Source organism: Pseudonocardia kongjuensis (assembly GCF_039526905.1).
GTDB lineage: Bacteria > Actinomycetota > Actinomycetes > Mycobacteriales > Pseudonocardiaceae > Pseudonocardia > Pseudonocardia kongjuensis.
Genome location: NZ_BAAAJK010000004.1, coordinates 182359 through 205266 on the forward strand (window position 1 = coordinate 182359; position 22908 = coordinate 205266).

At 75.8% G+C, this 22908-nt stretch carries 22 protein-coding genes; 14 read left to right on the top strand and 8 right to left on the bottom strand.

Annotated features, from left to right (window positions below; genetic code table 11):
• Positions 1–49 precede the first annotated feature (49 nt).
• Complete coding sequence (locus ABD160_RS05030) at positions 50–1615, top strand: NYN domain-containing protein (RefSeq protein WP_344018756.1); 1566 nt, start codon at positions 50–52, stop codon at positions 1613–1615.
• A 46-nt stretch (positions 1616–1661) separates the two neighbouring features.
• On the opposite strand, the gene ABD160_RS05035 is transcribed toward ABD160_RS05030, so the two are convergent.
• Positions 1662–2009 (bottom strand): hypothetical protein, encoded by a 348-nt coding sequence (locus ABD160_RS05035; protein ID WP_344018758.1) that lies wholly within the window; start codon positions 2007–2009, stop codon positions 1662–1664.
• 466 nt (positions 2010–2475) lie between these two features.
• Between ABD160_RS05035 and ABD160_RS05040 the strand changes: the two genes are divergently transcribed.
• Complete coding sequence (locus ABD160_RS05040) at positions 2476–3645, top strand: glycosyltransferase family 4 protein (protein ID WP_344018761.1); 1170 nt, start codon at positions 2476–2478, stop codon at positions 3643–3645.
• On the opposite strand, the gene ABD160_RS05045 is transcribed toward ABD160_RS05040, so the two are convergent.
• A complete protein-coding gene (locus ABD160_RS05045; protein WP_344018763.1) occupies positions 3615–5459 on the bottom strand; it encodes an AMP-dependent synthetase/ligase in 1845 nt (614 codons plus the stop codon). The two genes, ABD160_RS05040 and ABD160_RS05045, sit on opposite strands and share 31 nt — an antisense overlap.
• A 241-nt stretch (positions 5460–5700) precedes the next feature.
• Here ABD160_RS05045 and ABD160_RS05050 point away from each other — a divergent pair, with 241 nt between their 5' ends.
• The 6 genes from ABD160_RS05050 (at position 5701) to ABD160_RS05075 (ending at position 10094) form a co-directional block, all read left to right on the top strand.
• Positions 5701–6093, top strand: a complete 393-nt coding sequence (locus tag ABD160_RS05050; RefSeq protein WP_344018765.1) for a polyketide cyclase / dehydrase and lipid transport — start codon at positions 5701–5703, stop codon at positions 6091–6093.
• Complete coding sequence (locus tag ABD160_RS05055; RefSeq protein ID WP_344018767.1) at positions 6094–6888, top strand: metallophosphoesterase family protein; 795 nt, start codon at positions 6094–6096, stop codon at positions 6886–6888.
• Between the two features lie 20 nt (positions 6889–6908).
• A complete protein-coding gene (locus ABD160_RS05060; RefSeq protein WP_344018769.1) occupies positions 6909–7346 on the top strand; it encodes an SRPBCC family protein in 438 nt (145 codons plus the stop codon).
• A 71-nt stretch (positions 7347–7417) separates the two neighbouring features.
• A complete protein-coding gene (locus tag ABD160_RS05065) occupies positions 7418–8665 on the top strand; it encodes an ArsA family ATPase (RefSeq protein ID WP_344018771.1) in 1248 nt (415 codons plus the stop codon).
• Entirely contained in the window at positions 8662–9123 is a 462-nt protein-coding gene (locus ABD160_RS05070; RefSeq protein WP_344018773.1) for a hypothetical protein, read from the top strand. Before ABD160_RS05065 ends, ABD160_RS05070 begins: the two co-directional genes overlap by 4 nt.
• Positions 9120–10094 carry an ROK family protein gene (locus ABD160_RS05075; protein ID WP_344018776.1) on the top strand — a complete coding sequence of 325 codons (975 nt, stop codon included), beginning with the start codon at positions 9120–9122 and terminating at the stop codon, positions 10092–10094. The genes ABD160_RS05070 and ABD160_RS05075 overlap by 4 nt, the downstream gene beginning before the upstream one ends.
• Here the strand turns inward: ABD160_RS05075 and ABD160_RS05080 are convergent.
• On the bottom strand, positions 10091–10528 hold the full coding sequence (locus ABD160_RS05080) for a DUF308 domain-containing protein (RefSeq protein WP_344018778.1): 438 nt from the start codon (positions 10526–10528) through the stop codon (positions 10091–10093). The genes ABD160_RS05075 and ABD160_RS05080 overlap by 4 nt on opposite strands.
• 168 nt (positions 10529–10696) lie before the next feature.
• On the opposite strand from ABD160_RS05080, the gene ABD160_RS05085 reads away from it, so the two are divergent.
• From ABD160_RS05085 to ABD160_RS05100, 4 genes are read left to right on the top strand one after another with little or no spacing between them, the layout of a single operon-like run.
• On the top strand, positions 10697–11452 hold the full coding sequence (locus tag ABD160_RS05085; protein WP_344018780.1) for a lysophospholipid acyltransferase family protein: 756 nt from the start codon (positions 10697–10699) through the stop codon (positions 11450–11452).
• Between the two features lie 24 nt (positions 11453–11476).
• Positions 11477–11995 (top strand): polyadenylate-specific 3'-exoribonuclease AS, encoded by a 519-nt coding sequence (locus ABD160_RS05090; protein WP_344018783.1) that lies wholly within the window; start codon positions 11477–11479, stop codon positions 11993–11995.
• A gap of 10 nt (positions 11996–12005) precedes the next feature.
• Positions 12006–13409, top strand: coding sequence for a class II 3-deoxy-7-phosphoheptulonate synthase (locus tag ABD160_RS05095; protein WP_344018786.1), 1404 nt, complete (start codon positions 12006–12008; stop codon positions 13407–13409).
• Positions 13410–13458: 49 nt separating this feature from the next.
• Positions 13459–14199: a GIDE domain-containing protein gene (locus tag ABD160_RS05100; protein ID WP_344018788.1), complete on the top strand. Its 741-nt coding sequence runs from the start codon at positions 13459–13461 to the stop codon at positions 14197–14199.
• Between the two features lie 18 nt (positions 14200–14217).
• On the opposite strand, the gene pknB is transcribed toward ABD160_RS05100, so the two are convergent.
• On the bottom strand, positions 14218–16077 hold the full coding sequence (pknB, locus tag ABD160_RS05105; RefSeq protein ID WP_344018790.1) for a Stk1 family PASTA domain-containing Ser/Thr kinase: 1860 nt from the start codon (positions 16075–16077) through the stop codon (positions 14218–14220).
• 158 nt (positions 16078–16235) lie between these two features.
• Between pknB and ABD160_RS05110 the strand changes: the two genes are divergently transcribed.
• Entirely contained in the window at positions 16236–16589 is a 354-nt protein-coding gene (locus ABD160_RS05110) for an Rv2175c family DNA-binding protein (RefSeq protein ID WP_344018791.1), read from the top strand.
• Here ABD160_RS05110 and ABD160_RS05115 read toward each other — a convergent pair.
• Genes ABD160_RS05115 through ABD160_RS05130 form a run of 4 tightly spaced genes read right to left on the bottom strand, consistent with a single transcriptional unit; the run spans position 16558 to position 21861 of the window.
• A complete protein-coding gene (locus ABD160_RS05115) occupies positions 16558–17580 on the bottom strand; it encodes a phytoene/squalene synthase family protein (RefSeq protein ID WP_344018792.1) in 1023 nt (340 codons plus the stop codon). The two genes, ABD160_RS05110 and ABD160_RS05115, sit on opposite strands and share 32 nt — an antisense overlap.
• Positions 17561–19168, bottom strand: a complete 1608-nt coding sequence (gene mptB, locus ABD160_RS05120) for a polyprenol phosphomannose-dependent alpha 1,6 mannosyltransferase MptB (RefSeq protein WP_344018793.1) — start codon at positions 19166–19168, stop codon at positions 17561–17563. Before mptB ends, ABD160_RS05115 begins: the two co-directional genes overlap by 20 nt.
• A gap of 27 nt (positions 19169–19195) precedes the next feature.
• A complete protein-coding gene (gene crtI, locus ABD160_RS05125) occupies positions 19196–20755 on the bottom strand; it encodes a phytoene desaturase family protein (protein ID WP_344019330.1) in 1560 nt (519 codons plus the stop codon).
• A 5-nt stretch (positions 20756–20760) separates the two neighbouring features.
• The gene (locus ABD160_RS05130) at positions 20761–21861 is read right to left on the bottom strand and encodes a polyprenyl synthetase family protein (protein ID WP_425563583.1); all 1101 of its coding nucleotides are present in this window, start codon (positions 21859–21861) and stop codon (positions 20761–20763) included.
• A 180-nt stretch (positions 21862–22041) separates the two neighbouring features.
• On the opposite strand from ABD160_RS05130, the gene ABD160_RS05135 reads away from it, so the two are divergent.
• Positions 22042–22908 (top strand): methylenetetrahydrofolate reductase (locus ABD160_RS05135; protein ID WP_344018795.1); only part of this gene is annotated, 867 nt, incomplete at its 3' end.

The window sequence follows — 22908 nt, forward strand, 5'->3', positions numbered from 1 at the left end:
CCCGGCGCGGGCGGCGGCGACCCGACACGGTCGGGGATAGCCTTGACCGATGGCGCACAACGACGGAGAGCAACCGGGGCCTGCGGTCCGCGGCGCCCCGTCGGGCCCGGAGCCCGCCGGGGCCCCGTGCGCGGGCCCGGAGCCCCGCGACGCCGCGGCCGCGCCGGACGCCGCCGCCCCCGCGGACACTGCCGCCGCCGCCCCCGCAGACGCCGAGGACTGGCCGCCGCTGACGGCGCCGCTGCGCTCCCGGCTCGCGGAGATCGCCGGCACCGCCCTCGCCGGGATGCCGGCGGCGGACGTGCCCGGCCCGCTGCGCCGGTTCGCCCGGTTCACCCCGGCGAAGCGGGCCCGGCTCGGCGGCCAGGCGCTAGTCGCCCGCCTCGAACAGGATCCGGCGTTCCGGGCGGCCGTGGTCGCCTGGTGGGCCGAGAACCGGGCGGGCGAGCTGGAGCTCCCGCCGGCCGGCGCCCCGGACGACGGCACAGCCACCGGACCGGGCCCGGCGGGATCCGGTGCGGGCTCCGCTGCGGGCGCCGACGGGGACCACCCGCCGCTACCCGCCCCGGTCGACAAGCTGGACGCCGCGGCGGTCGCCCTGCTCACCGGTGATCCGCTGGCCGCCCGGCGGGTCGCCGAGGCCGAGCAGACCGGTGACCTGTCCTCGCTGCGGGCCGAGCGCGACGAGGCCATCGCGAAGGTGGAGAAGGTCACCGCCGAGCTGGAACGTGCGCAGGCCGAGCTGGCCGAGGAGCGCGAACGGGTCCGGTCGGTGGTGACCGAGCACCAGGCCGAGTACCAGCAGATGCGCCGCCGGGTCAGTGAGCAGGGGGCCCGGCTGCGGGCGGCGCTGGACGCGCGGGCCGAGCTGGAGGCCGAGGTGGCGACGCTGCGCGCGGGCGCCGACGACCGGCTGGCCGCGGCGCGCGCGGACGCCGAGCGGGAACGGGAGCGGGCCGCCGCCGAGCGCAGGCGGGCGGACGCCGCGGCGCGCGAGGTGGCGGCGGCGCGGCAGGCGGCGCGTGAGGCCCGGCGCGGCGACGAGGTGCGCCTCGAGCTGCTGCTCGACACGGTCGGCGGCGCGATCGCCGGGCTCCGCCGCGAGCTCGACGTCGGGGCGGGCGGCCCGCGACCGGCCGATCTCGTCGCGGGCACGGCGGACACCGCCGCCGGCGCGACCGGCGGCCGGGCCGGGCTGCCGGTCGACGGTCTCGCGGCCCTGGACACGCTGCTCGCGATGCCCTCGGTGCACCTGATCGTCGACGGCTACAACGTGAGCAAGACCGGGTACCCGGACCTGCCGCTGGCCGACCAGCGCACCCGCCTGGTCGGGCAGCTCGGTGCGCTGGGCGCGCGGACCGGCGCCGAGATCACCGTGGTGTTCGACGGCGCCGCGGTCAGCGCGGCCCCGCTGCGCGGCGCCCGCGGCGTGCGGGTGCTGTTCAGCGAGGCCGGGGTGATCGCCGACGACGTGATCCGCGATCTGGTCGCCGCCGAGCCGCGGGGCAGGCCGCTGCTCGTCGCGACCTCCGACCAGGAGGTCGTCCGCTCGGTCCGGCGCCGCGGCGCGCACTCGGTGCCCTCCGCGGTGCTGCTGCGCCGGCTCGGCGGCTGACCGGCACGCCCCGCCGGCGACGGGGCCCGGGCCGGTCGCGCCGGGCTCAGCCGACATCGCGCTGCCGGGGCGGCACCACCGGCATCGGCAGCATCGGGCGGGCCGGCTGCTGCGCCCGCCCGGCGCCGGCCTCCACCAGCCGCAGGTGCGGGATCAGCCCCTGCTCGGCCAGCACCTGCAGCGCGCGCCGCTCCGGCTCGGAGAACTCCAGCGGCCCGCTCGCCGGGCCGCCGGCGTGCTCGGCCCGGACCGGTGTGCCGGGCAGCTCGCCCGGCACGTCGACGGGCAGGTAGGGGATCGGGCGGTCGATCTCGGGCACATCCATGAGGACCCCGATCACACAGTCGCCACAGGCGGTGTCGCGCACCTGGCAGCGGTCGCAGTCGACGATCATCACGCCTCCTTCTGGGTCGTACCGGTGGGTCGTCGATCGATCACCGCGGACGCTAGGGGAGGGGTCCGACAGAAACGGCCCACCGGACCGCTGCGGGGACCCGGCAGATCTTTTCGTTGCCGATCCGTAACCGGAGACGTTCCCGCTCGTTCACCTGAACAGCACGACCTCCTCACCGGCCGTGTCGACGGATGGTCCCCCGCCACCCGGACGGCCGAGTCGTGGAGCCCACCCCGAGGGCGACACGGCGGACCGGTGCGGAGCGCGGTTCGTCCGCTCCCCGAGAGCCGGACGGCGGCCCGCATCCCCGACGCGTCCCCCCGCGTGCGGCGCCGCCGTCCCGGCCGTCCCCGGCCCGGACGTGCCCGGTCCGGACCTGCCCGTGCCGTGCCCGGCCCGGGCGCGCGCACCGGCCGTCGGACGCCGTGCGCACCGGCCGCCGACCACCCGGGATACCGTCGCGGACGTGCCCCGCACGCTGCTGGTGACCAACGACTTCCCGCCGCGCACCGGCGGGATCCAGAGCTACCTGCACGATCTCGCCCGCGCGCTGCCGCCCGGTGAGCTCGCCGTCTACGCGCCGGACTGGCCCGGCGCGGCGGAGTTCGACGCCCTCGCCCCGTTCCCGGTGCACCGCCATCCCGGCCCGCTGATGCTCCCCGTGCCGGACGTGGCCCGCCGCGCGGTCCGGCTCGCCCGCGGCCACGGCGCGGAGACGGTGTGGTTCGGCGCCGCTGCCCCGCTCGGCCTGCTCGGGCCGCACCTGCGCGGGCGGGCCGGGATCGGCCGGGTCGTCGCGAGCACGCACGGGCACGAGGTCGGCTGGTCGATGCTTCCCGTGGCCCGGCAGGCGCTGCGCCGGATCGGGACCGACGCCGACGTCGTCACCACCGTCTCCTGCTGGACCCGGCACCGGATCGCCGCCGCGTTCGGGCCGGACGCCGCGCTGGAGCCGCTGCCGCCACCGGTCGACACCGACCGGTTCGCACCCGATCCGGCGGCCCGCGCGGAGATCCGGGCGCGGTACCGGCTGGGTGAGGCGCCGGTCGTCAGCTGCGTGTCCCGGCTGATGCCGCGCAAGGGCCAGGACACCCTGGTCGCCGCGCTGCCGCTGCTGCGCCGCCGGGTCCCCGGCACCCGGCTGCTGCTGGTCGGCGGCGGCCCGTACCGGGACCGGTTGCACCGGCTCGCCGCCCGGCACGGGACGGACGACGCGGTGGTCTTCACCGGCCGGGTGCCTGCGGCCGAGCTCGCCGCGCACCACGCGGCGGGGGACGTGTTCGCGCTGCCCTGCCGGACCCACCTGGGCGGGCTGGACGTCGAGGGGCTGGGCATCGCGCTGCTGGAGGCCGCGGCCGCCGGGCTACCGGTGGTCGCCGGCGACTCCGGCGGCGCCCCGGAGACGGTCGCCGAGGGCGTCACCGGCCACGTCGTGCCGGGCCGGGACGTCGCGGCCCTGGTGGACCGGCTGGCCGGGCTGCTCACCGATCCCGCCCGGGCCCTGGCGATGGGCCGGGCCGGGCGGGACCGGGTGCGGCGGATCTGGGGTGGCCGGGCCGCGGCGGCCCGGCTGCACGCCCACCTGGCCGGACGGACGGCGGCGGATCAGCTCCGCTCGGCGGCCGCCCCGGAGTAGAGGGCCTCGATCTCGCCCGAGTAGGTGTCGACGACGACCTTGCGCTTCACCTTCATGGTCGGCGTCAGCTCGCCGCCGGCCTCGCTGAAGTCGGCGGGCAGGATCCGGAACTTGCGGATCTGCTCGGCCCGCGACACCGCCTGGTTGGCCTCCTCGACCGCGGCGGCGATCTCGCCGCGCAGCTCCGGGTCGTCGACCAGGTCGGACGCGGACCCGCCTGCGCCCTCCGGCTTGCCGTTGCGCTCGCGCCAGCCGGGCAGCGCCTCCGGGTCGATGGTGACCAGCGCCGAGATGAACGGCTTCTGGTCGCCGACCACGATGCACTGGCCGACCAGCGGGTGCGCCCGCAGCCGGTCCTCGAGCACGGCCGGGGCGACGTTCTTGCCGCCGGCGGTGACGATGATCTCCTTCTTCCGGCCGGTGATCGTCAGGAAGCCGGCGTCGTCGAGCTCGCCGATGTCGCCGGAGTGGAACCAGCCGTCGTCCTCCAGGGCCTCCTTCGAGGCGTCCTCGTTGTGCCAGTACCCCTGGAAGACGATGTCGCCGCGCAGCATGACCTCGCCGTCCTCGGCGATCCGGACCGCGCAGCCCGGCACCGGGCGCCCGACCGAGCCGACCCGCTGGGCGTCGAGGGTGTTCAGGGTGATGCCCGCGGTGGTCTCGGTCAGGCCGTAGCCCTCGAGCACCGGCAGCCCGATGCCGCGGAAGAAGTGGCCGAGCCGGGCGCCGAGCGGGGCCGAGCCGGATACGGCGGCGGTGACGTTCCCGCCGACCGCGGCGCGCAGCTTGCCGTAGACGAGCTTGTCGAACAGCGCGTGCTTGGCCTTGAGCACCAGACCGGGGCCGCCGGTGTCGATCGCCTCGGAGTAGGCGATCGCGGTGTCGGCGGCGGCGTCGAAGATCCGGCCCTTGCCGTCGTTGTGCGCCCGCAGCCGCGCGCCGTTGTAGACCTTCTCGAACACCCGCGGCACCGCGAGCAGGAAGGTCGGCTTGAACTCGGCCAGGTCGGGCAGCAGGTTCTTCACGTCCGGGCTGTGCCCGACCACGGTGCGGGTGGTCAGCGCGCCGCACTGGATGACCTTGCCGAACACGTGCGCGAGCGGCAGGAACAGCAGCACCGAACCGCCGTGGGCGAGCAGGTCCGGGATCGTCGAGGCGATCGTGCGGCACTCGCTGAGCAGGTTGCGGTGGGTCAGCTCGCAGCCCTTGGGCCGGCCGGTGGTGCCGGAGGTGTAGATCAGGGTGGCGAGGTCGTCGGCGCGCACCGCGTTGCGGCGCTCGTGCACGACGTCGTCGGCGGTGTCCGAGCCCAGCCCGGTGAGCTGCTCGACCGCGGACGGGCTGTCCGGCGCGGCACCCGAGGGCTCGATCTGCCAGACGTGCCGGAGCTCGGGCACGTCGGCCCGGATCTTGTCGACCGACGCGGTGTGCTCGGCCGTCTCGACGACGATCCCGACCGCACCGGAGTCGGACAGGATCCAGGAGATCTGGTCCGGCGAGGACGTCTCGTAGATCGGCACGGTCACCCCGCCCGCGGCGAGGATCGCGTAGTCGAACAGGGTCCACTCGTAGCGGGTCCGGGACAGCAGACCGATCCGGTCACCGGCCTGGACGCCGGCCGCGATCAGGCCGGCGGCGACCCGGGTGACCTGCTCGGCGAACTCGGCTGCGGTGATGTCGCTCCACACGCCGTCGGCGCCCTTGCGGCGGTAGAGGACGTCCGCGGCATGCTGCGCGGCGTTCTCGAAGACGGCATCGGAGACCGACTCGTCGGCACCCACGGACACCGTGGCGGGGACGCTGTACTCACGCACGGGGATCGACCTCCTGGCGGCCTCGACAGGCAAAATGCGGTCGGCGGCACGCATGCCGACCTGCTGGGACACGAACCTACCGTCAAGTAGGGTCCGAGTACATCGACTCGGGCATAACGGATACGGAACGGACCCGTCCGGCCGTATCGACGGCGGCACGGTACCCCTGTCGGCGGACCGTGGGCAGGGTGGCACGCTGACCGTCGTGCCGAGCGCGTCACCAGTGCAGCCGGGCCGGTCCGTGCCCCCGTCGGTGGACGTCGTCGACGAGACGTTCCTGGCCGTCCCCCGTGAGCGGGTGGCCGCCGAGTTCGCCGACCCGGCCCGCTGGCCGTCCTACTGGCCGGACCTGGAGCCGGAGGTCGCGCACGACCGCGGCCCCGCCGGGATCCGCTGGACCGTCACCGGCGCGCTCACCGGGACCATGGAGGTCTGGTGCGAGGAGGTGCTCGACGGCACCGTCCTGCACTGGTTCCTGCGCGCGTCGGCCGACCGGCCGGACGGCCGGCGCGCGGCTCGCAGCCGCGCCGAGTCCGACCGGCGGCACCGCGCGTTCAAGGCGCACGCGTTCGCGCTGAAGCGCAGGCTGGAGGCCGGGCGCCGGGCTGGCGTCGCACCGGACGGGGGTCGCTGAGTGCGGCTGCACGTCGTCTCCGACGTCCACGGCAACACCCGTGCCCTGGCCCGCGCCGCGGACGGCGCGGACGGCCTGCTCGTGCTCGGCGACCTGCTGGAGTTCGTCGACTACCGGGACCCGGACAACGGCATCATCTCCCGGCTGCTCGGCTCCGGGATCGCCGCCGAGTTCGGCCGGATGCGCCGGATCGGCGCGCCCCGCGCCCAGGTCCAGGGCCTGCTCGAACGGTCCTGGAGCCGGTTCGCCGATCCCGCCGCCGCCGTCGTCGAGGCGGTCACCGCGCAGTACGCCGAGATCTTCGGCGTGCTCGGCGGGCTGGACGTCCCGGTCTGGGCGATCCCCGGCAACGTCGACATGCCCGAGGTCTGGCCGGACGTCGACGGGGTGGTCCGCGCGGACGGCCGGGTGATCGAGATCGGCGGCCGCCGGATCGGTTTCCTCGGCGGGGTGCCGCTCCCGCCCGGCGTCGATCCGCGCCGGAGCGGACCGTGGCAGCCGCACTTCCTGCGGCACGAGGACTGGACCGCCCGCCTCGACGCGCTCGGCCCGGCCGACCTGCTGTGCACGCACGTCCCGCCGGACCTCCCGCTGCTGACCTACGACGTCGTCACCCGGCGGGGCGAGATCGCCAGCCTGCCGCTGGCCGCCCGGATCCGCGGCGAGCAGCCGTCGCACGCACTGTTCGGGCACGTCCACCAGCCGTTGCACCGGCGCACCCGGCTCGGCCGGACGGAGTGCGTCAACGTCGGCCACTTCCGCGCACTCGAGCGGCCCTGCGTGCTGCACCTGTGAGCACGGGATAGCCTCCCGCCATGGCCGACGCGACCACCTCCTCGATCCACATCGACGCCCCGCCGGACCAGGTGATGGCGGTGATCGCGGACTTCGCGTCGTACCCGGAGTGGACCGACCAGATCACCGCGGTCGAGATCCTCGACCCGGGCAGCGGCGACCGTGCCTCCCAGGTGCGGTTCTCGATGGACGCCGGCGCGATCAAGGACTCGTACACACTGGACTACACCTGGGCCGACGACGACCTGTCCGTCTGGTGGACGCTGGTCAAGGGCGGCATCCAGCGCGCGCAGGACGGCGCCTACCGGCTGGAGGCGGACGGTTCCGGCACCACGGTCACCTACGAGCTGTCCGTCGAGGTCAACTTCCCGATGATCGGGATGCTCCGGCGCAAGGCCGAGAAGGTGATCATCGACGCCGCCCTGAAGGGACTGAAGCGGCGCGTCGAGAAGGGCTGAGGCCCGCCTCCGCAATCCGCTTCGGCGGGTCAGGCGGAGCCGGTGTCGCAGCGATCGTTACGCTCCGCGGCGTGCGCGTCGTGCTGTTCACCGGCAAGGGCGGGGTCGGCAAGACCACCCTCGCCGCGGCCACTGCCGCGCTGCTCGCCGGGTCCGGCCGGTCCGCGCTGGTGGTCTCGACCGATCCCGCGCACTCGCTGGGCGACGCGCTGGACGCCGAGCTGGGCGCCGATCCCACCCCGGTCGCGGAGAACCTGTGGGCCGCGCACATCGAGGCCCGGCACCTGCTCGAGGGTGCCTGGGGCGAGCTGCAGGGCCACCTGCGCACGATGCTGGCCGGCGCCGGGGTCGACGAGCTGGTGGCCGACGAGCTGACCGTGCTTCCCGGTGTGGAGGACCTGCTCGCGCTGGTCGAGGTGCAGCGGTTCGCCGACTCCGGTGAGTACGACGTGGTGGTCGTCGACTGCGGACCGACCGCGGAGACGCTGCGGCTGCTCACCCTGCCCGAGGCGCTGTCGGGCTACCTGGAGCGCCTGTTCCCGGCGCACCGCAGGGCGGTCCGCGGGCTGGTCGCGAACCTGGCGGGCGCGAAGAACGACGGCGCAGGCTGGGAGCGCACGGTCGCCGCGCTGGGTGCGCTGGCCGATCAGCTCGCCGGGCTGCGCGGGCTGCTCGCCGACCGCTCCCGGACCTCGATCCGGCTGGTCCTCACCCCGGAGCGGGTGGTCGCCGCGGAGACCCGCCGCACGCTGACCGCGCTCGCCCTGCACGAGCTGCGGGTGGACGCGCTGATGGCGAACCGGGTGATGCCCGGCCCGCCGCCGTCGCTGCGCGGCCCGGCCGCCCGCTGGCTGCGCGAGCGGGCCACCGAGCAGCAGGCGGTGCTGGGCGAGCTGGAGCAGCTCGCCGCGGACGTGCCGGTCACCGCGGTCCGCTACACCGCCGCCGAGCCGACCGGCGTGGGGTCGCTGCGCGAGCTGGCCCGTTCGATCTACGGCGACCGGGACCCGGCCGGGGCGCCCGAGGAGCGCGCGCCGCGGCCGCTGATGGAGCTGCGCCGCACCGCGGGCCAGGGCGTCTCCGCCGACACCGAGTTCGAGCTGGACGTCGCGCTGCCCGGCGCCGAGGACGCCCCGCTGGACCTGGCCCGGGTCGGCGACGACATGGTCGTCGGGATCGGGTTCTCCCGGCGGATGGTGTCGCTGCCGTCGGTGCTGCGGCGCTGCGAGGCCACCGGTGCCCGGCTGGAGGGCACCGGCGCGCACGCCCGGCTGGTGATCACCTTCGTGCCCGATCCGGGCACCTGGATGACCTCGTGACGGCCGGTTCCTGCGGCACCCACGGCGGCTTCCCGGACGACCTGCGGGAGACCGCGCTGCACCTGCTCGAACGGCTGCGGGTCGCGCTGGAGCCGGTCGCCGGCGGCGCGGGCACCGAGCCGGCCCCCGGCGCCGCCGGCTCCTGCACCGCCTGCCCGGTGTGCGCGCTGCTCGCCGTGTTCCGCGGCGAGCGGTCGGAGCTGGCGGAGTCGCTGGCCGGGCACGCGACCGGGCTGCTCGCGGTGCTGGTGGCGGTGCTGGAGCAGGACGGCGAGCCCGGCCGGTCCGGCGAGCCCGGCCGGCCCGACGAGGGCGGCGCCCCGAACGGCAGGCCCGGCCAGAACGGCCAGCACGGTCAGCACGGCCAGCACGGTCACACCCGCCCCGGGCACGGCCGCCCCGGCACCCGGACCCACGGCGGCCGGTCCGTGCAGCGGATCGTGGTGCACCGGACATGACCCGCGCCCTCACCGTCGGCGTCGACGTGGGAGGGACCAGCGTGCGGGCCGGGGTGGTCGGCGACGACGGCGAGGTCCTGGACACCGTCTCGGCCCCCACCCCCGGCACCGACGACGCGCTGGAGGCGGCCATCGCCGGCGCCGTCGACGAGCTGCGCGGCAGGCACCGGGTGTCCGCGGCCGGGCTCGCGCTGGCCGGGTTCGTCGACGCCGGCCGCGGGCTGGTCCGCTACGCCCCGCACCTGTCCTGGCGGGACGCCCCGGTCGCGCAGCGGATCTCGGAGCGCCTGGGCGGGCTGCCGGTCGTCGTCGAGCACGACGCGAACTCGGCCGCGCTGGCCGAGCGCCGGCACGGGGCCGCCGCGGGCGCGTCCGCCGCGGTGCTGATCGCGCTGGGCACCGGGATCGGCGCGGCGCTGCTGCTCGACGGCGAGCTGTACCGCGGGGCGCACGGCGTCGCACCCGAGCTGGGGCACCTGCGCGTCGTCCCGGACGGCCGGGCCTGCCCGTGCGGCAAGCGCGGCTGCTGGGAGCGCTACTGCAGCGGCACCGCGCTGGCCGCGACCGCGCTGGAGCTGATCTCCGGGCCGCACCCGCCCGGCCCGTCGGCGCTGGCCAGGGAGGCCGCACGGGACCCGGGCCGGATCACCGGCAGGCGGGTCGGCGCCGCGGCCAGGGAGGGCGACCCGATCGGCCGGGCCGCGATGGCCGAGCTGGGGCACTGGCTGGGGGAGGGGCTCTCGCTGGTCGCCGACGTGTTCGATCCGGACCTGGTGGTGATCGCGGGCGGGGTGTCGGCGTCCGCGCCGCAGTTCCTGGACGCGGCCCGCGAGCACTACGCACGGATCGCCACCGGCGCCGGGAACCGGCCGCTGGCCCGGATCCGCACCGCGCAGCTCGGCGCGGCCGCGGCCGTGGTGGGCGCGGCGACGCTGGCCAGGGAGGCCGTCGCCGGGCCCGGGGCCGGCTAGAGCCGGGAGCCGTCGTCGTGCGGGTCCGGGCCGTCGTCGCCCGGCTCGCCGGTCCACAGCCGCAGCACCAGCCAGGTCAGCCCGGCCGCCATCAGCACCAGACCCAGCGGGAGCGGCCAGCTGCCGCTCGCCCCGATCAGTCCCGGCGAGATGCACAGCACCAGGCCCAGCCCGATCAGCCCGCCGCCGACGACGGCGGGCGGGCCCGGCCGCGGCAGCGGCGGCGGCTCGGGCGGGTGGTAGTGGTCGTCGTCCTCGGTCTCGGCCGACGGGCCCGGCCGGTGCACCGGGCGCTCGCCGGGCTGCACCGTGGGCTCGGCCGGCTCGGCGCGCTCGCCGGGCCAGTCGGGCACCGAGCCCTCGTCGCGCCATCCCGCGACGATGGACTCGAAGTCGTCCTCCGGTCGGTCTCCCCGGCCGCGTGCTGGGTCCATGCCCGTCCTTCCCGGCCCCACCGGCGCATGCCGGGCCATCCTGTCACGCCCCGCCGCCGGGCCGCACCGGGCCGGGCACCGCCCGGCCGGGCGCGGGCACGGCCCCGTTGTGGGGAGCACCGAGGGCTCCGTAGGCTGTCGCCGGAAGTCGTAGGGAGGCAGCGCAGGGTGCTGTACTGGTGGTCCAAGTTCGTGCTGCTCGGCCCGCTGATGCGGGTCTTCTGCCGACCCGAGATCGTGGGCGCCGAGAACGTGCCCGAGCGCGGGGGTGCGATCCTCGCCAGCAACCACCTCGCGGTGGCCGACTCGTTCTTCCTGCCGCTGATGCTGCCGCGGCGGGTCACGTTCCTCGCCAAGCGCGAGTACTTCACCGAGCCCGGGATCCGCGGCTGGCTCAAGAAGCAGTTCTTCACCGGCGTCGGCCAGGTCCCGGTGGACCGCTCCGGCGGCTCGGCCGCGCGGGCCGCGATGGACACCGCGGTCCGGCTGCTCGGCGAGGGCAAGCTGCTCGGCATCTACCCCGAGGGCACCCGCTCGCCGGACGGGAAGCTCTACAAGGGCAAGACCGGCGTCGCCCGGATGGCCCTGGAGGGCGGCGTCCCGGTGATCCCGGTGGCGATGGTCGGCACCGACAAGGTCAACCCGATCGGCTCGAAGATGTGGCGGCCGCGCAAGGTCCGCATCGTGATCGGCGAGCCGATCGACTTCTCCCGCTACGAGGGCATGGCCGGTGACCGGTTCATCGAGCGCTCGATGACCGACGAGATCATGTACAACCTGATGGAGCTGTCCGGGCAGACCTACGTCGACCTCTACGCCGCCTCGGTCAAGGAGCGGGCCGCCACCGGCTCGCCGCCCCCCGCGCCGGCCCGGCCCGGCCCCCGTCGTCCGGACGCGAACGTGCCCGACTCCCGCGCCAGCTGAGCGGCCGGGTACACAGGTCCCACCATGCGCTTCTTCTACGACTGCGAGTTCATCGAGGACGGCACCACGATCGACCTGGTGTCGATCGGCGTCGTCGGCGAGGACGGCCGCGAGTTCTACGCCGTGTCCACCGAGTTCGACCCGGACCGCGCCGGCAGGTGGGTCCGCGCGAACGTGCTGCCCAAGCTCCCCTCGCCGGCCGACCGGGCGTGGATGTCGCGGGCCCGGATCCGCGACGAGCTGCTGGAGTTCTGCACCTCCGCGCCGGGCGACGTCGAGCTGTGGGCCTGGATCGCCGCCTACGACCACGTCGCGCTCTGCCAGCTGTGGGGCGCGATGCCCGCGCTGCCCCGGCCGATGCCCCGGTTCACCCGGGAGCTGCGCCAGCGCTGGGAGGACGCGGGCCGCCCCACGCTGCCCCCGCCGCCGCGGGACGCGCACGACGCGCTCGCCGACGCCCGGCACAACCTGCGCCGCTGGGAGGTCATCGCCGAGGCGCTCGGCACGGGGGCCGGGGCGCCGGCACCGATCGCACGGGCCTAGTCTGGGTGTCGTGAACTGGTCCGTCGACGCGCCGATCGACGTCCTCCCGGAGCTGCCGCCGCTGCCCGCGGACCTGCGCTCCGCGCTGGACGACGCCCTCTCCCGCCCCGCCCAGCAGCAGCCCGAGTGGCCCGAGCCGTCGCGGGTGGGTGACGTCCGGAAGGTGCTCGAGTCGGTCCCGCCGGTCGTGCTCCCGCCGGAGGTCGACCGGCTGCAGTCGCGGCTCGCCGACGTCGCCAACGGCGAGGCGTTCCTGCTGCAGGGCGGCGACTGCGCGGAGACCTTCGTCGACAACACCGAGCCGCACATCCGGGCGACCATCCGGACGCTGCTGCAGATGGCCGTCGTCCTCACCTACGGCGCGTCGATGCCGGTGGTCAAGGTCGGCCGGATCGCCGGCCAGTACGCCAAGCCGCGCAGCTCCCCGGTCGACTCGGCCGGGCTGCCGTCCTACCGGGGCGACATCGTCAACGGGCTCGCACCGGACCCGGCGGGCCGCATCCCGGACCCGTCCCGGATGATCCGCGCCTACGCCAACGCCTCGGCCGCGATGAACCTGGTCCGCGGGCTCACCGCGACCGGCATGGCGGACCTGACGAAGGTGCACGACTGGAACAAGGACTTCGTCCGCACCTCCGCCGCGGGCGTCCGCTACGAGGCGGTCGCCGCCGAGATCGACCGCGCCGTCCGCTTCATGGACGCCTGCGGCGTGCGCGACCACAACCTGCACCAGGTCGAGTTCTACGCCAGCCACGAGGCGCTGCTGCTCGACTACGAGCGGGCGATGCTGCGGCTGGACCTGGAGCGGGACCAGACCGGCGGGGAAGCCCCGAAGCTCTACGACCTGTCCACCCACTTCCTCTGGATCGGTGAGCGCACCCGCCAGCTCGACGGCGCGCACGTCGCGTTCGCGGAGCTGCTGGCGAACCCGATCGGCATGAAGATCGGCCCGTCGACGACGCCCGACCAGGCCGTCGAGTACGTCGAGCGGCTGGACCCGCTGAACCGGCCCGGCCGGCTGTCGCTGATCTCGCGGATGGGCAACGACAAGGTCCGCGACGTGCTGCCGGCGATCGTCGAGAAGGTCACCGCGTCCGGGCACAAGGTCATCTGGCAGTGCGACCCGATGCACGGCAACACGCACGAGGCGTCCACCGGCTACAAGACCCGGCACTTCGACCGGATCGTCGACGAGGTGCAGGGCTTCTTCGAGGTGCACCGCTCGCTCGGCACCCACCCGGGCGGCATCCACGTCGAGGTGACCGGCGAGGACGTCACCGAGTGCCTGGGCGGCGCGCAGCGGATCTCCGACACCGACCTGGCCGGCCGTTACGAGACGGCGTGCGATCCGCGGCTCAACACCCAGCAGAGCCTGGAGCTGGCCTTCCTGGTCGCGGAGATGCTGCGCGGCTGAGTAGTCCTACCGGGCAGCGTGTCCGCTTCGTCCGGCTACTGTCGCTCGCGTGACGACCTTCCACATCGTTCTCCTGGGCATCGCGGGGATCATGGGTTACCTCGCGTACCAGCGGTTCCTGCTCGCCCGGGAGAACCACGAGCGGTGGACCCGCGGTCTCGGGGCCGCCGAGGTCGGTCTCGCCGATCTGGTCGAGATGGCCGGGGCCGCGTCGGCCCAGGTGGGCCCCGGGGCGTTCCGCCAGGTCGTCACGCTCACCGGCGTCGCCGAGGGGGAGACCCGCGCCGCCCCGCTCAGCGGCGCGGACTGCCTGTGGTTCCGGGAGCGGACGCTGCGCCGCTACCGCGGTGACAAGGGCACCGAGACCGAGGTCGTCGGCGACCGCCGCGGCGGCACCCGGTTCACCCTGCGCGACGGTGACGCCGTCGTCACCGTCGATCCGGTCGACGCCCGGGTGGACCTCCCGGTCGCCGAGCGCCGCGAGGACGGCCCGGACCCGGACGAGGGGATCGACCTGGGCCTGCTGCGGATCGGCTCGGGCACCCAGGGCTACGAGCGCACCGAATGGCGGATCGAGCCGGGCGAGCGGATCACCGTCATCGGGGAGGCCCGGTGCGCGGCCGGCGGGGTGCGGGTCGCGGCGGGCCCGGAGCAGCCGCTCACCCTCACCACCGCGGACCGCAGCGACCATCTCGACGCCGAACGCCGGCGCAGCCGGGACGCGATCCGCTCCGCGGCCGGGCTCGGTGCGGGCGCCGTCGTGCTCGCGGTGCTCGCGTTCCTGGTGTGACGGGCGGGTCGGCCGGGCTCAGAGCACGGTCAGGGTGATCGTGTCGCCCGGCTCGGCGTCGCCGGCCGACGGATCCTGACCGACGACGCGGCCGTCCCGGCGGCCGAACGGGAAGCTCCGGTCGATGTCGACGTCGAAGCCCTGCGACTCGAGCAGCTCCTCGGCGTCGTCGGCGCGCATGCCGATCACGAACGGCACCGCGGTGGTGTCGGATTCCTCGTCGCTCGGCGGCGGCGGTGGCGGGGCGGGCTCCGGGCCGCGGCTGGTCACCAGGGTGACGGCGGAGCCGCCCGGCAGCCGGGTGCCCGCCGCCGGATCGGTCCGGATCACCGCGCCGCTGGGCACCTCGGCGCTGAACTCCTCGGCGGCCGTCGAACGCACCGGGGTCAGCCCGGCCCGGCGCACCGCCTCCTCGGCGGTCTCCACGGCGCTGCCGGCCGGGACGTCCGGGACGGCGGGCCGGCCGGTGGAGACGACGAGGGTGACCGACGAGCCGCGCAGCACCCGGGTGTCCGGGGCCGGATCGACCGAGGCGACCAGATCGGCCGCGACGTCGTCGTCGGCCTGCTCGGTGATCGACGGGGTCAGGTCGGCCTCCGCGACCAGCGCCGTCGCCCGGTCCCGGTCCAGCCCGGTGACCGCGGGCATCGTCGTCCAGCGGCCCGAGCCGAGCCACCACGCCCCGGTGCCGGCCAGCGCGGCGAGCAGCACCAGCAGCACCATCCAGAGCGTGAAGACGCGGCGGCTGCGGCGCCGGTCCGCGCGCAGGTCGGCCGCCGACAGCGCCTCCGGCTCGCTGGCCGGGGTGACGGCGGTGCCGTGCGCGCCGACCAGGGCCTGCGCCCGGGTGCCGCCGGGGCCGCGCGGCTCGGCACCGGTCGCCCGGTGCCGCCGGGGCCCGGCCGGGAGGGTCGCGCCGTCGTCGACCGGCGGCGGGCCGGGCGACCGCGGCACGCCGTCGCCGGTCAGCCCCAGCCGGTCGGCGACCTCCAGCAGCTCGCGGCGGAAGTGCTCGGCGTCGACCGGCCGCTTCGCGGGATCGCGGGCGGTCGCCCGCGCGACGAGCGCGTCCACCGCGGGCGGCAGGCCGGGCACCGTCGCCGACGGCGGCGGGACGTCCTCGTTCACGTGCCGGTAGGCGACCGACAGCGGATTGTCGGCGGTGTAGGGCGGGTGGCCGGTGAGCATCTCGTAGAGCACGACACCGGCGGCGTAGACGTCGCTGCGGCCGTCCGCGCGGCCGGACACGACCTGCTCGGGGGAGAGGTAGGCCATCGTCCCGAGGATCATCCCGGCGTGGCTGACGCCGGCCTCGGCGGCCGCGGTGAGCAACCCGAAGTCGGCGACCTTCACCTCGCCGGACGAGGAGATCAGCACGTTCTCCGGCTTCACGTCGCGGTGCACCATGCCGAGCCGGTGCGCGCGGGCCAGACCGGCCAGCACCGGCTCCAGCACCCGCACCGCGGCGGACAGGCCGAGCGCGCCGCGGGCCCGCAGCACGTCGCGCAGGGTGCCGCCGTCGACCAGCTCCATCACGACGAACAGGCTCGGCTCGCCGAGCGGCCCGGCAGGCACCGTGCCGCGATCGTACACCGCGACCACGGCCGGATGGTCGATCCGGGCGGCGAGCCGCGCCTCCCGGTCGAAGCGGGTGCGGAACGCGTGGTCCCCGGCCATCCGGGGGTCCATCACCTTGATCGCCACCGCACGCTCGAGCCGGGTGTCGGTGCCGTGGTAGACGGTGGACATGCCGCCGCGGGCGAGGACCGGCCCGACCCGGTACCGGCCGTCGAGCAGGGCGGGGCCGGGGCCGTCCGCCATCACCGGACCGGCCCCATCCGGCGTGCCGGGATCGACCGGTCCGGACGGTGCGCTCACGCCGGGAAGGCTACTTCAGCGACCCTTACCCGCCGTCCGGGTGGGTACGGCACGCCGAGCGTCCGCCCGCGGACGGTGCGTGCCCGGCCACCGCGCGCGACACGGCCCGGGTCCCGGAGTGTGGGGTGCGGGGAGCGGATGTGGAACAGTGTCCGTCTGTGAGCGAGACCCTCCCCGCGGCCGTCACGGAGGAGACGCTGACCGTCTCCGACGTCGCCTCCCGGCTGTCGATCCCCGCATCCCGCGTCCACCAGCTGGTCCGGGAAGGCCAGCTCCTGTCGTTGAAGCACGACGGCCAGGTGGTCGTCCCCGCCGTGTTCCTGGACGGGAACGACGTGGTGCGCGGCCTCAGCGGCACGATCAGCGTGCTGCGCGACGGCGGCTACGACGACCGCGCGATCCTGACCTGGTTGTTCACCGAGGACGACTCCCTGCCCGGTTCGCCGATCGGGGCGATCGGCGCCGGCCGGCACAAGGAGGTCAAGCGCCGCGCCCAGGCGATGGCGTTCTGACCGGCGCGGCCCGCCCGGTCCGTTCCCGGGCCAGCTCCCGGCCCCTGGCCAGCACCGCCCGGCCCAGGCCGGGCAGCGCGACGGCGGCTCGGCGCCGGTTCGGCACCGCGACCCGCCGCTGCAGGATGTCGTAACCGGCGTCGGCGATCTCGTCGAGGATCCCCGCGTACAGCGTGCGCGCGGTGCCCACGCAGGCCCGGGACACCGGCTCCAGCATCGGGATCCCCGGGTCCGCGCGCCGGTAGGTGGCCCGGGTGCGGGCCACCAGGTGGGCGAGCGCGCGCCGCACCCGCGGATCGGGCCGCCCGGTGCGCCGCGACCAGGCCAGCAGCTCCCGGTCCACGCCGAACGCGGCCAGCTCGTCCGCCGGGAGGTAGACGCGGCCGCGGTCCAGGTCCTCGCCGACGTCGCGCAGGAAGTTCGTCATCTGGAAGGCGACGCCGAGCAGCGCGGCGTGCGGCTCGGCCTCGGCCCGCGGGACCACGGTGCCGAGCACCGGCAGCGTCTGCAGCCCGATCACGGCGGCCGAGCCGTGCACGTAGACGGCCAGGTCGGCGTCGGTCGGGTAGCCCTCCACCGTGAGGTCCATCCGCATCGAGACCATGAAGTCGCGGAACAGCGACGGGTCCAGCGCGTGCCGGCGCGCGGTCTCGGCGACGGCGAGCACCTCGGGCCTGCTCCCCGGCTGCGGTGCCCCGTCGAGCGCGGCCGTCAGCTGCGCGTCCAGGGCGTCGAGCGCCGCCCGCGGACGGCCGCCGCCCGCACCGTCCGGATCGTCGACGATCTCGTCGGCGTACCGGGCGAACCCGTAGAGGGCGTGGATGTCGACCCGCCGCTCCGGTGGCAGCAGCCGGGTCGCGAGGTAGTAGGTCCGGCCGTGTTCGGCGTGCAGGGCGCGGCAGGCGGTGTACGCGGCCCGCAGCGCCGGGTCGGTCACCCCGGCGGCGTCGAGCTCCGCGCGCCCCGCCCGCTCAGCCGCCGTCGCGGGCACCGTCGGTCACCGGGGAGGGGCCGGCCGGGCGACGACCGGCACGCAGGCCGAGCGGATCCGGCCGGAGCAGCGCGACCGCGGCGAGCAGCCCGGCGGCGGCGCACAGCAGGAGATAGGGCGGCGCGTAGAGCGCGGTCTCGCCGTCCGGGAAGTAGACGATCATCAGCCAGATCGAGCCGAAGACCACCCACTGCAGCCCGCGAGCGCTCCACGCGGTCATCGCGAGCAGGCAGAAACCCCAGCTCAGGTACCACGGCAGCGTCGTCGGCGCGAGCACGGCGGCGAGTGCCAGCGCGATCGCCGCGTTGCGGATCGCGATCGTCCCGCCGTCGCGGGCCAGCCACCACAGCGCGACGATGAGCACGCCCAGCACGCCCGCGCCGATCGCCCGGAAGACCTCGACGAACGCCTGCTGGTTCAGGCCGTCCACGAACATCCCGGCGACGGCGTGCGCCACCTGCCCGGCGCCGGTCGACCAGGACAGCCAGTTGACGATCATCGACGGTGCGCTGAGCGCGGGCAGCCAGCCCAGCCCGTAGCCGGTGGCCCAGGTGCACGCCCCGAACACCGCGACGAACACGGCGACCGAGGGGAGCCCGGCCCGCACCAGCCGGGACCAGAACGGCCCGGTGAGCTTCGCGGCCCAGACCAGGACCAGGAACGGCAGGATCAGGCCGGCCGAGGCCTTGACCGCCATCGCGAGCGAGGCGACGACGATCGCCCAGAGGAACCGGTCGCGCAGCGCGAGCAGCGCCGCGAGCGGCAGCAGCCCGACGACCAGCAGGTCGTTGTGCACGCCGCCGACCATGTGCACGACCATCACCGGGTTCGCGACCGCGATCCACAGCGCGACCGCGGGCCGGCCGCCGAGCCGCCGGGTCAGCGCCGGGAGCACCGCCACCAGCAGCACCAGGCCGCTGACCAGCATCAGCCGCATCGCGATGACGCCGAGCAGGACGTTCTGGCCGACCAGCAGCACGATGCCCTGTGCCAGCAGGATGAACAGCGGGCCGTACGGCGCCGGGGTGTCCTGCCAGAAGAAGTGCACATTGTCGGTGAAGATCCCGCCCATCGTGTCCGGCCCGAACCGGTACGGGTCGTACCCGGCCAGCGGCAGGGCGCCCTGGGCGAGGTAGCTGTACGGGTCCCGGGTGAACAGCGGCGGGGTGACCAGCATCGGGATCATCCAGACGCAGGCCGTGGTCAGCACCGCGCGCCCGCCGACCCGGTGGGCGAGGACGTCGCGGCCCAGCCGGACCCACGCCCAGACCATCAGGGCCAGCCCGGTGTAGACGACGATCCCGGCGATCATCGCCCCGTGGCCGTAGCGCCAGAACGACAGCGGCGAGTTGCCGAGGATCGGATCGCGCACCGGAATCCCGCCGGCGCCCGGCGCGCCGAGGAACATCAGCACCGTGCCGGCCAGGCCGAGCAGCAGGGTGCGCCGCGGCGGGTCGCCCAGCCGCGCGGTGAGCGTGCCCCAGCGGGACCTCGGGGACCCGCTGCGCGGGTCGCTCGGGTCACCGGCCGCGGTCACCGGCTCCGGTGCCGCGGGGCGGGGGATCGGGGGCGAGGGCTGGGCGGTCATCGTGGCCGGAATGATTCCACGCCCGGCTCAGCGGGCGACCCGCGACCCCGCGCCGCGACCGGCCCGCTCGGGCGAGCGCGGCCCGGTGATCCGCTCCGCCGCCAGCCGCCCGGAGACCAGTACCGGGGGGATGCCGACGCCGGGGGTGGTGCCGCAGCCGGCCAGCACGGCGTTGGACACGCCGCGCACCAGGTTCCGCGGCCGGAACGGCCCGGTCTGGGCGAGCGTGTGCGACGCGGAGAACGGCGTCCCGGCGGCCATCCCGGCGGCGGCCCAGTCGCGCGGCGTCCACAGCCTGGTCCAGCTCGGGGTGGCCCCCGGATCGGCCAGGCCGCGCTCGACGAGCACGCCGAACAGCTCCTCGGCGTAGGCGGGGCCGATCCGGTCCCAGTCGATGCCGGGGGCGACGGCGGTGTTCGGGCACGGCGCGAGCACGCTCATCAGCTCCCGGCCGTCGGGCTGCAGCCCGGGATCGGTCAGGCCGGGCCGGGTGACCAGCAGCGACGGATCGCTCATCAGCCGGCCGCGGTCGATGATCTCGCGGAAGGTGCCCTCCCACGAGCCGCCGAACGAGATCGTGTGGTGGTGCCGGGCGACGCCGGGGGACGGGGTGGGCATCCCGGCGTGCACGACGACCGCGCTCGGCGACCAGCGCAGCCCCAGCGGACGGCGCGGCGCGCCGCCGAGCAGGTCGTAGGCCGCGGGCAGCTCCGGGGTGAGGACGACGGCGTCGCAGGCGGTCTCGATTTCCTCGCCGCCGCCGGCCGGGACCGACCGCACCGCGGTGACCCGGTCCCCGGACCGGACCAGCCGGGTCACCCGGCTGCCGTAGCGGACCTCGGCACCCGCGTCGGCCGCAGCGCCGGCCAGCGCGGTGCCCATCGCGCGCATGCCGCCGCGCGGGAACCACACCCCGGCGACGGTGTCCATGTAGGCGATCACGCCGTAGGCACCGAGCGCCCGCTGCGGGGCGACGCCGGCGTAGAGCGCCTGGAAGGAGAAGATCCGGCGGAGCCGCTCGTCGGGCAGGAACCGGTCGATCCGCCGTCCGAGCCGGCCGAACCCGCCGAGCGCGACCAGCCGGGCCAGGTCCGGCCCGACCAGGGAGAACGGCGAGTCCAGGTTGGCGTCGATGAAGGAGTCCATCTCGGCCCGGTAGAGGTCGGTCAGCCAGCGCCGCAGCCGCCGGTAGCCCTGCGCGGACTCCGGGCCGCAGGTCTCGCGGACCTCGTGCTCCATCGCCGCGGCGTCGGTGTGCACCGCGATCGCCGAGCCGTCGGCGAACTCCGCCCGGTAGGCCGGATCGAGCCGCACCAGGTCGAGCCGGTCCGCGGTGCGCTCGCCGACCGCGGCGAACGCCGAGTCGAGCAGCTCCGGCATGGTCAGCACGGTCGGCCCGGTGTCGAGCCGGTACCCGCCGTGCTCGTCGGTGACGTCCAGCCGCCCGGCCCGCCCGCCGGGGAACTCCTCCCGCTCCAGGATCGTCACCCGGCGGCCGGCGCCGAGCAGGTGCAGCGCCGTGGACAGCCCGGCCAGCCCGGCGCCGACGACGACCACGTGATCGGTGCGGCCGGGCACCGTCCGCACGCCGCTCACCAGGCCCGCCGGGTGGCGCGCTCGGCCAGCTCGAACAGCCGGGCGCGGGCGGGCTCCAGCACCGGCGCGGCGTCCAGCGCGTCCAGCGCGGACCCGGTCAGCGCGGCGATCCGCTGCTCGACGACCTGCACCGCACCCAGCTCGGACAGCACCGAGCGGACCCGGTCGAGCGCCTCCCCGGCGAGCCCCGGATCGCCGAGCGCACCGGTGATCACCTCCTGCGCGGCCCGGTCCCCGCGCTGCTCGGCGCGCTGCAGCGCGGCGGCGACCAGCAGCGTGCGCTTGCCCTCGCGCAGGTCGTCGCCGGCCGGCTTGCCGGTCACCCGCGGGTCGCCGAAGACGCCGAGCAGGTCGTCGCGGAGCTGGAACGCGACGCCGATGTCGGCTCCGTAGCGGCGGTAGGCGCCCAGCAGCCGCGGCTCCGCGCCGGCGATCGCCGCCCCCAGGTGCAGCGGGCGCTCGACGGTGTAGGCGGCGGTCTTGAACCGGTCGATCTTCAGGGCGGTCGACTCGGCGGCGTCGCCGGAGGCCTGGGCGAGCACGTCGAGGTACTGGCCGGAGAGCACCTCGGTGCGCATCGCCCGCCACGCCTCGGCGGCCCTGGCGTGCGCGCCGTCGGGCAGCGACGCGGAGTGGAACATGTCGTCGGCCCACACCTGGGCCAGGTCGCCGACCAGGATCGCGACCGCGGCGCCGAACCGGGCGGGCGGCCCCGACCACCCGTTCGACGCGTGCGTGCGGGCGAACTCGACGTGCACCGTCGGGCGGCCGCGGCGGGTGGACGAGGCGTCCATCAGGTCGTCGTGCACGAGCGCGCACGCCTGCACGAGCTCCAGCGCGGCGATCGCGGTGAGCACGCCCTGGGCGTGCTCGTCCTGCGGGTCGCCGCCGGCGCCGCGCCAGCCCCACCAGGCGAAGGTGGGCCGCAGCCGCTTCCCGCCGCCGAGCACGAAGCCGGCCAGCGAGTCCGCCGCCTGCGCGACGGCCGGGTCGATGCCCAGCACGTCCGTGCGGCGCCGGTCCAGGTAGCCGGCCAGCACCCGTTCGACGTGCTGGGGCAACGCGTCGTCGAGCGGCGCGGGCCCGGCCGTCGTGATGTCGCCGGGGCCGAGCGGGGCGGAGGCGGGAGCAGCGGGATCGACCACGCAGCCAGGCTAACGGTGGTCACCGACACTCACCCGGCGACCGCAGGTGGGAGGGCGTGCGGGGGCCCGGCCGGGTGGCCCGGGGCGCTTCAGGGGCCCACAGCGGCACGTTCGCACCGTAAGGTCATCCGGGTGACGACGACCTCTGCATCCACGGTGACCGAACGGATCAGCGTCGACCGCCCCTTCTTCGCGGTGGAGTTCTTCCCGCCGAAGGACGACCAGGGCGAGGCGGACCTCTGGCGGGCGATCCGCAGACTCGAGGTCCTGGACCCGGCCTACGTGTCGGTGACCTACGGCGCGGGCGGCTCCAGCCGGGACCGCACGGTGCGCACCGTCGAGCGGATCGCCACCGACACCACGCTGTGCTCGATGGCGCACCTCACGGCGGTGTCGCACTCGGTGGACGAGCTGCGGCACGTGATCGGCTCGCTCGCGGCGGCCGGCGTCCGCAACATCATGGCGCTGCGCGGCGACCCGCCCGGCGACCCGCTCGGCGAGTGGGTGAGCCACCCGGAGGGACTGGAGTACGCCGACGAGCTGGTCTCGCTGATCAAGCGGTCCGGGCCGTTCTGCGTCGGTGTCGCGGCGTTCCCCTACGGCCACCCCCGCTCGGCCGACCTGGCCGCCGACACCGAGCGCCTGGTCGGCAAGTTCCGGGCCGGCGCGGAGTTCGCGGTGACCCAGCTGTTCCTGGAGCCCGACGGTTTCCTGCGGCTGCGCGACCGGGTCGCCGCGGCCGGGTTCGATCAGCCCATCATCCCCGGGATCATGCCGCTGACCTCGGAGAAGACCTTCCACAAGGGGCCGGAGCTGTCCGGCTCGCCGCTGCCGCCCGCGCTGGTCGAGCGGCTCGCCCCGTACTCCGGGGACGCGAAGGCGTTCCGCGCGGCGGGCATGGAGGTGACCGGCGAGCTCTGCGAGCGGCTGATCGCCGAGGGCGTGTCCGGGATCCACTTCTACTCGCTGAACCGGTCGACGGCGACCACCGAGCTGATC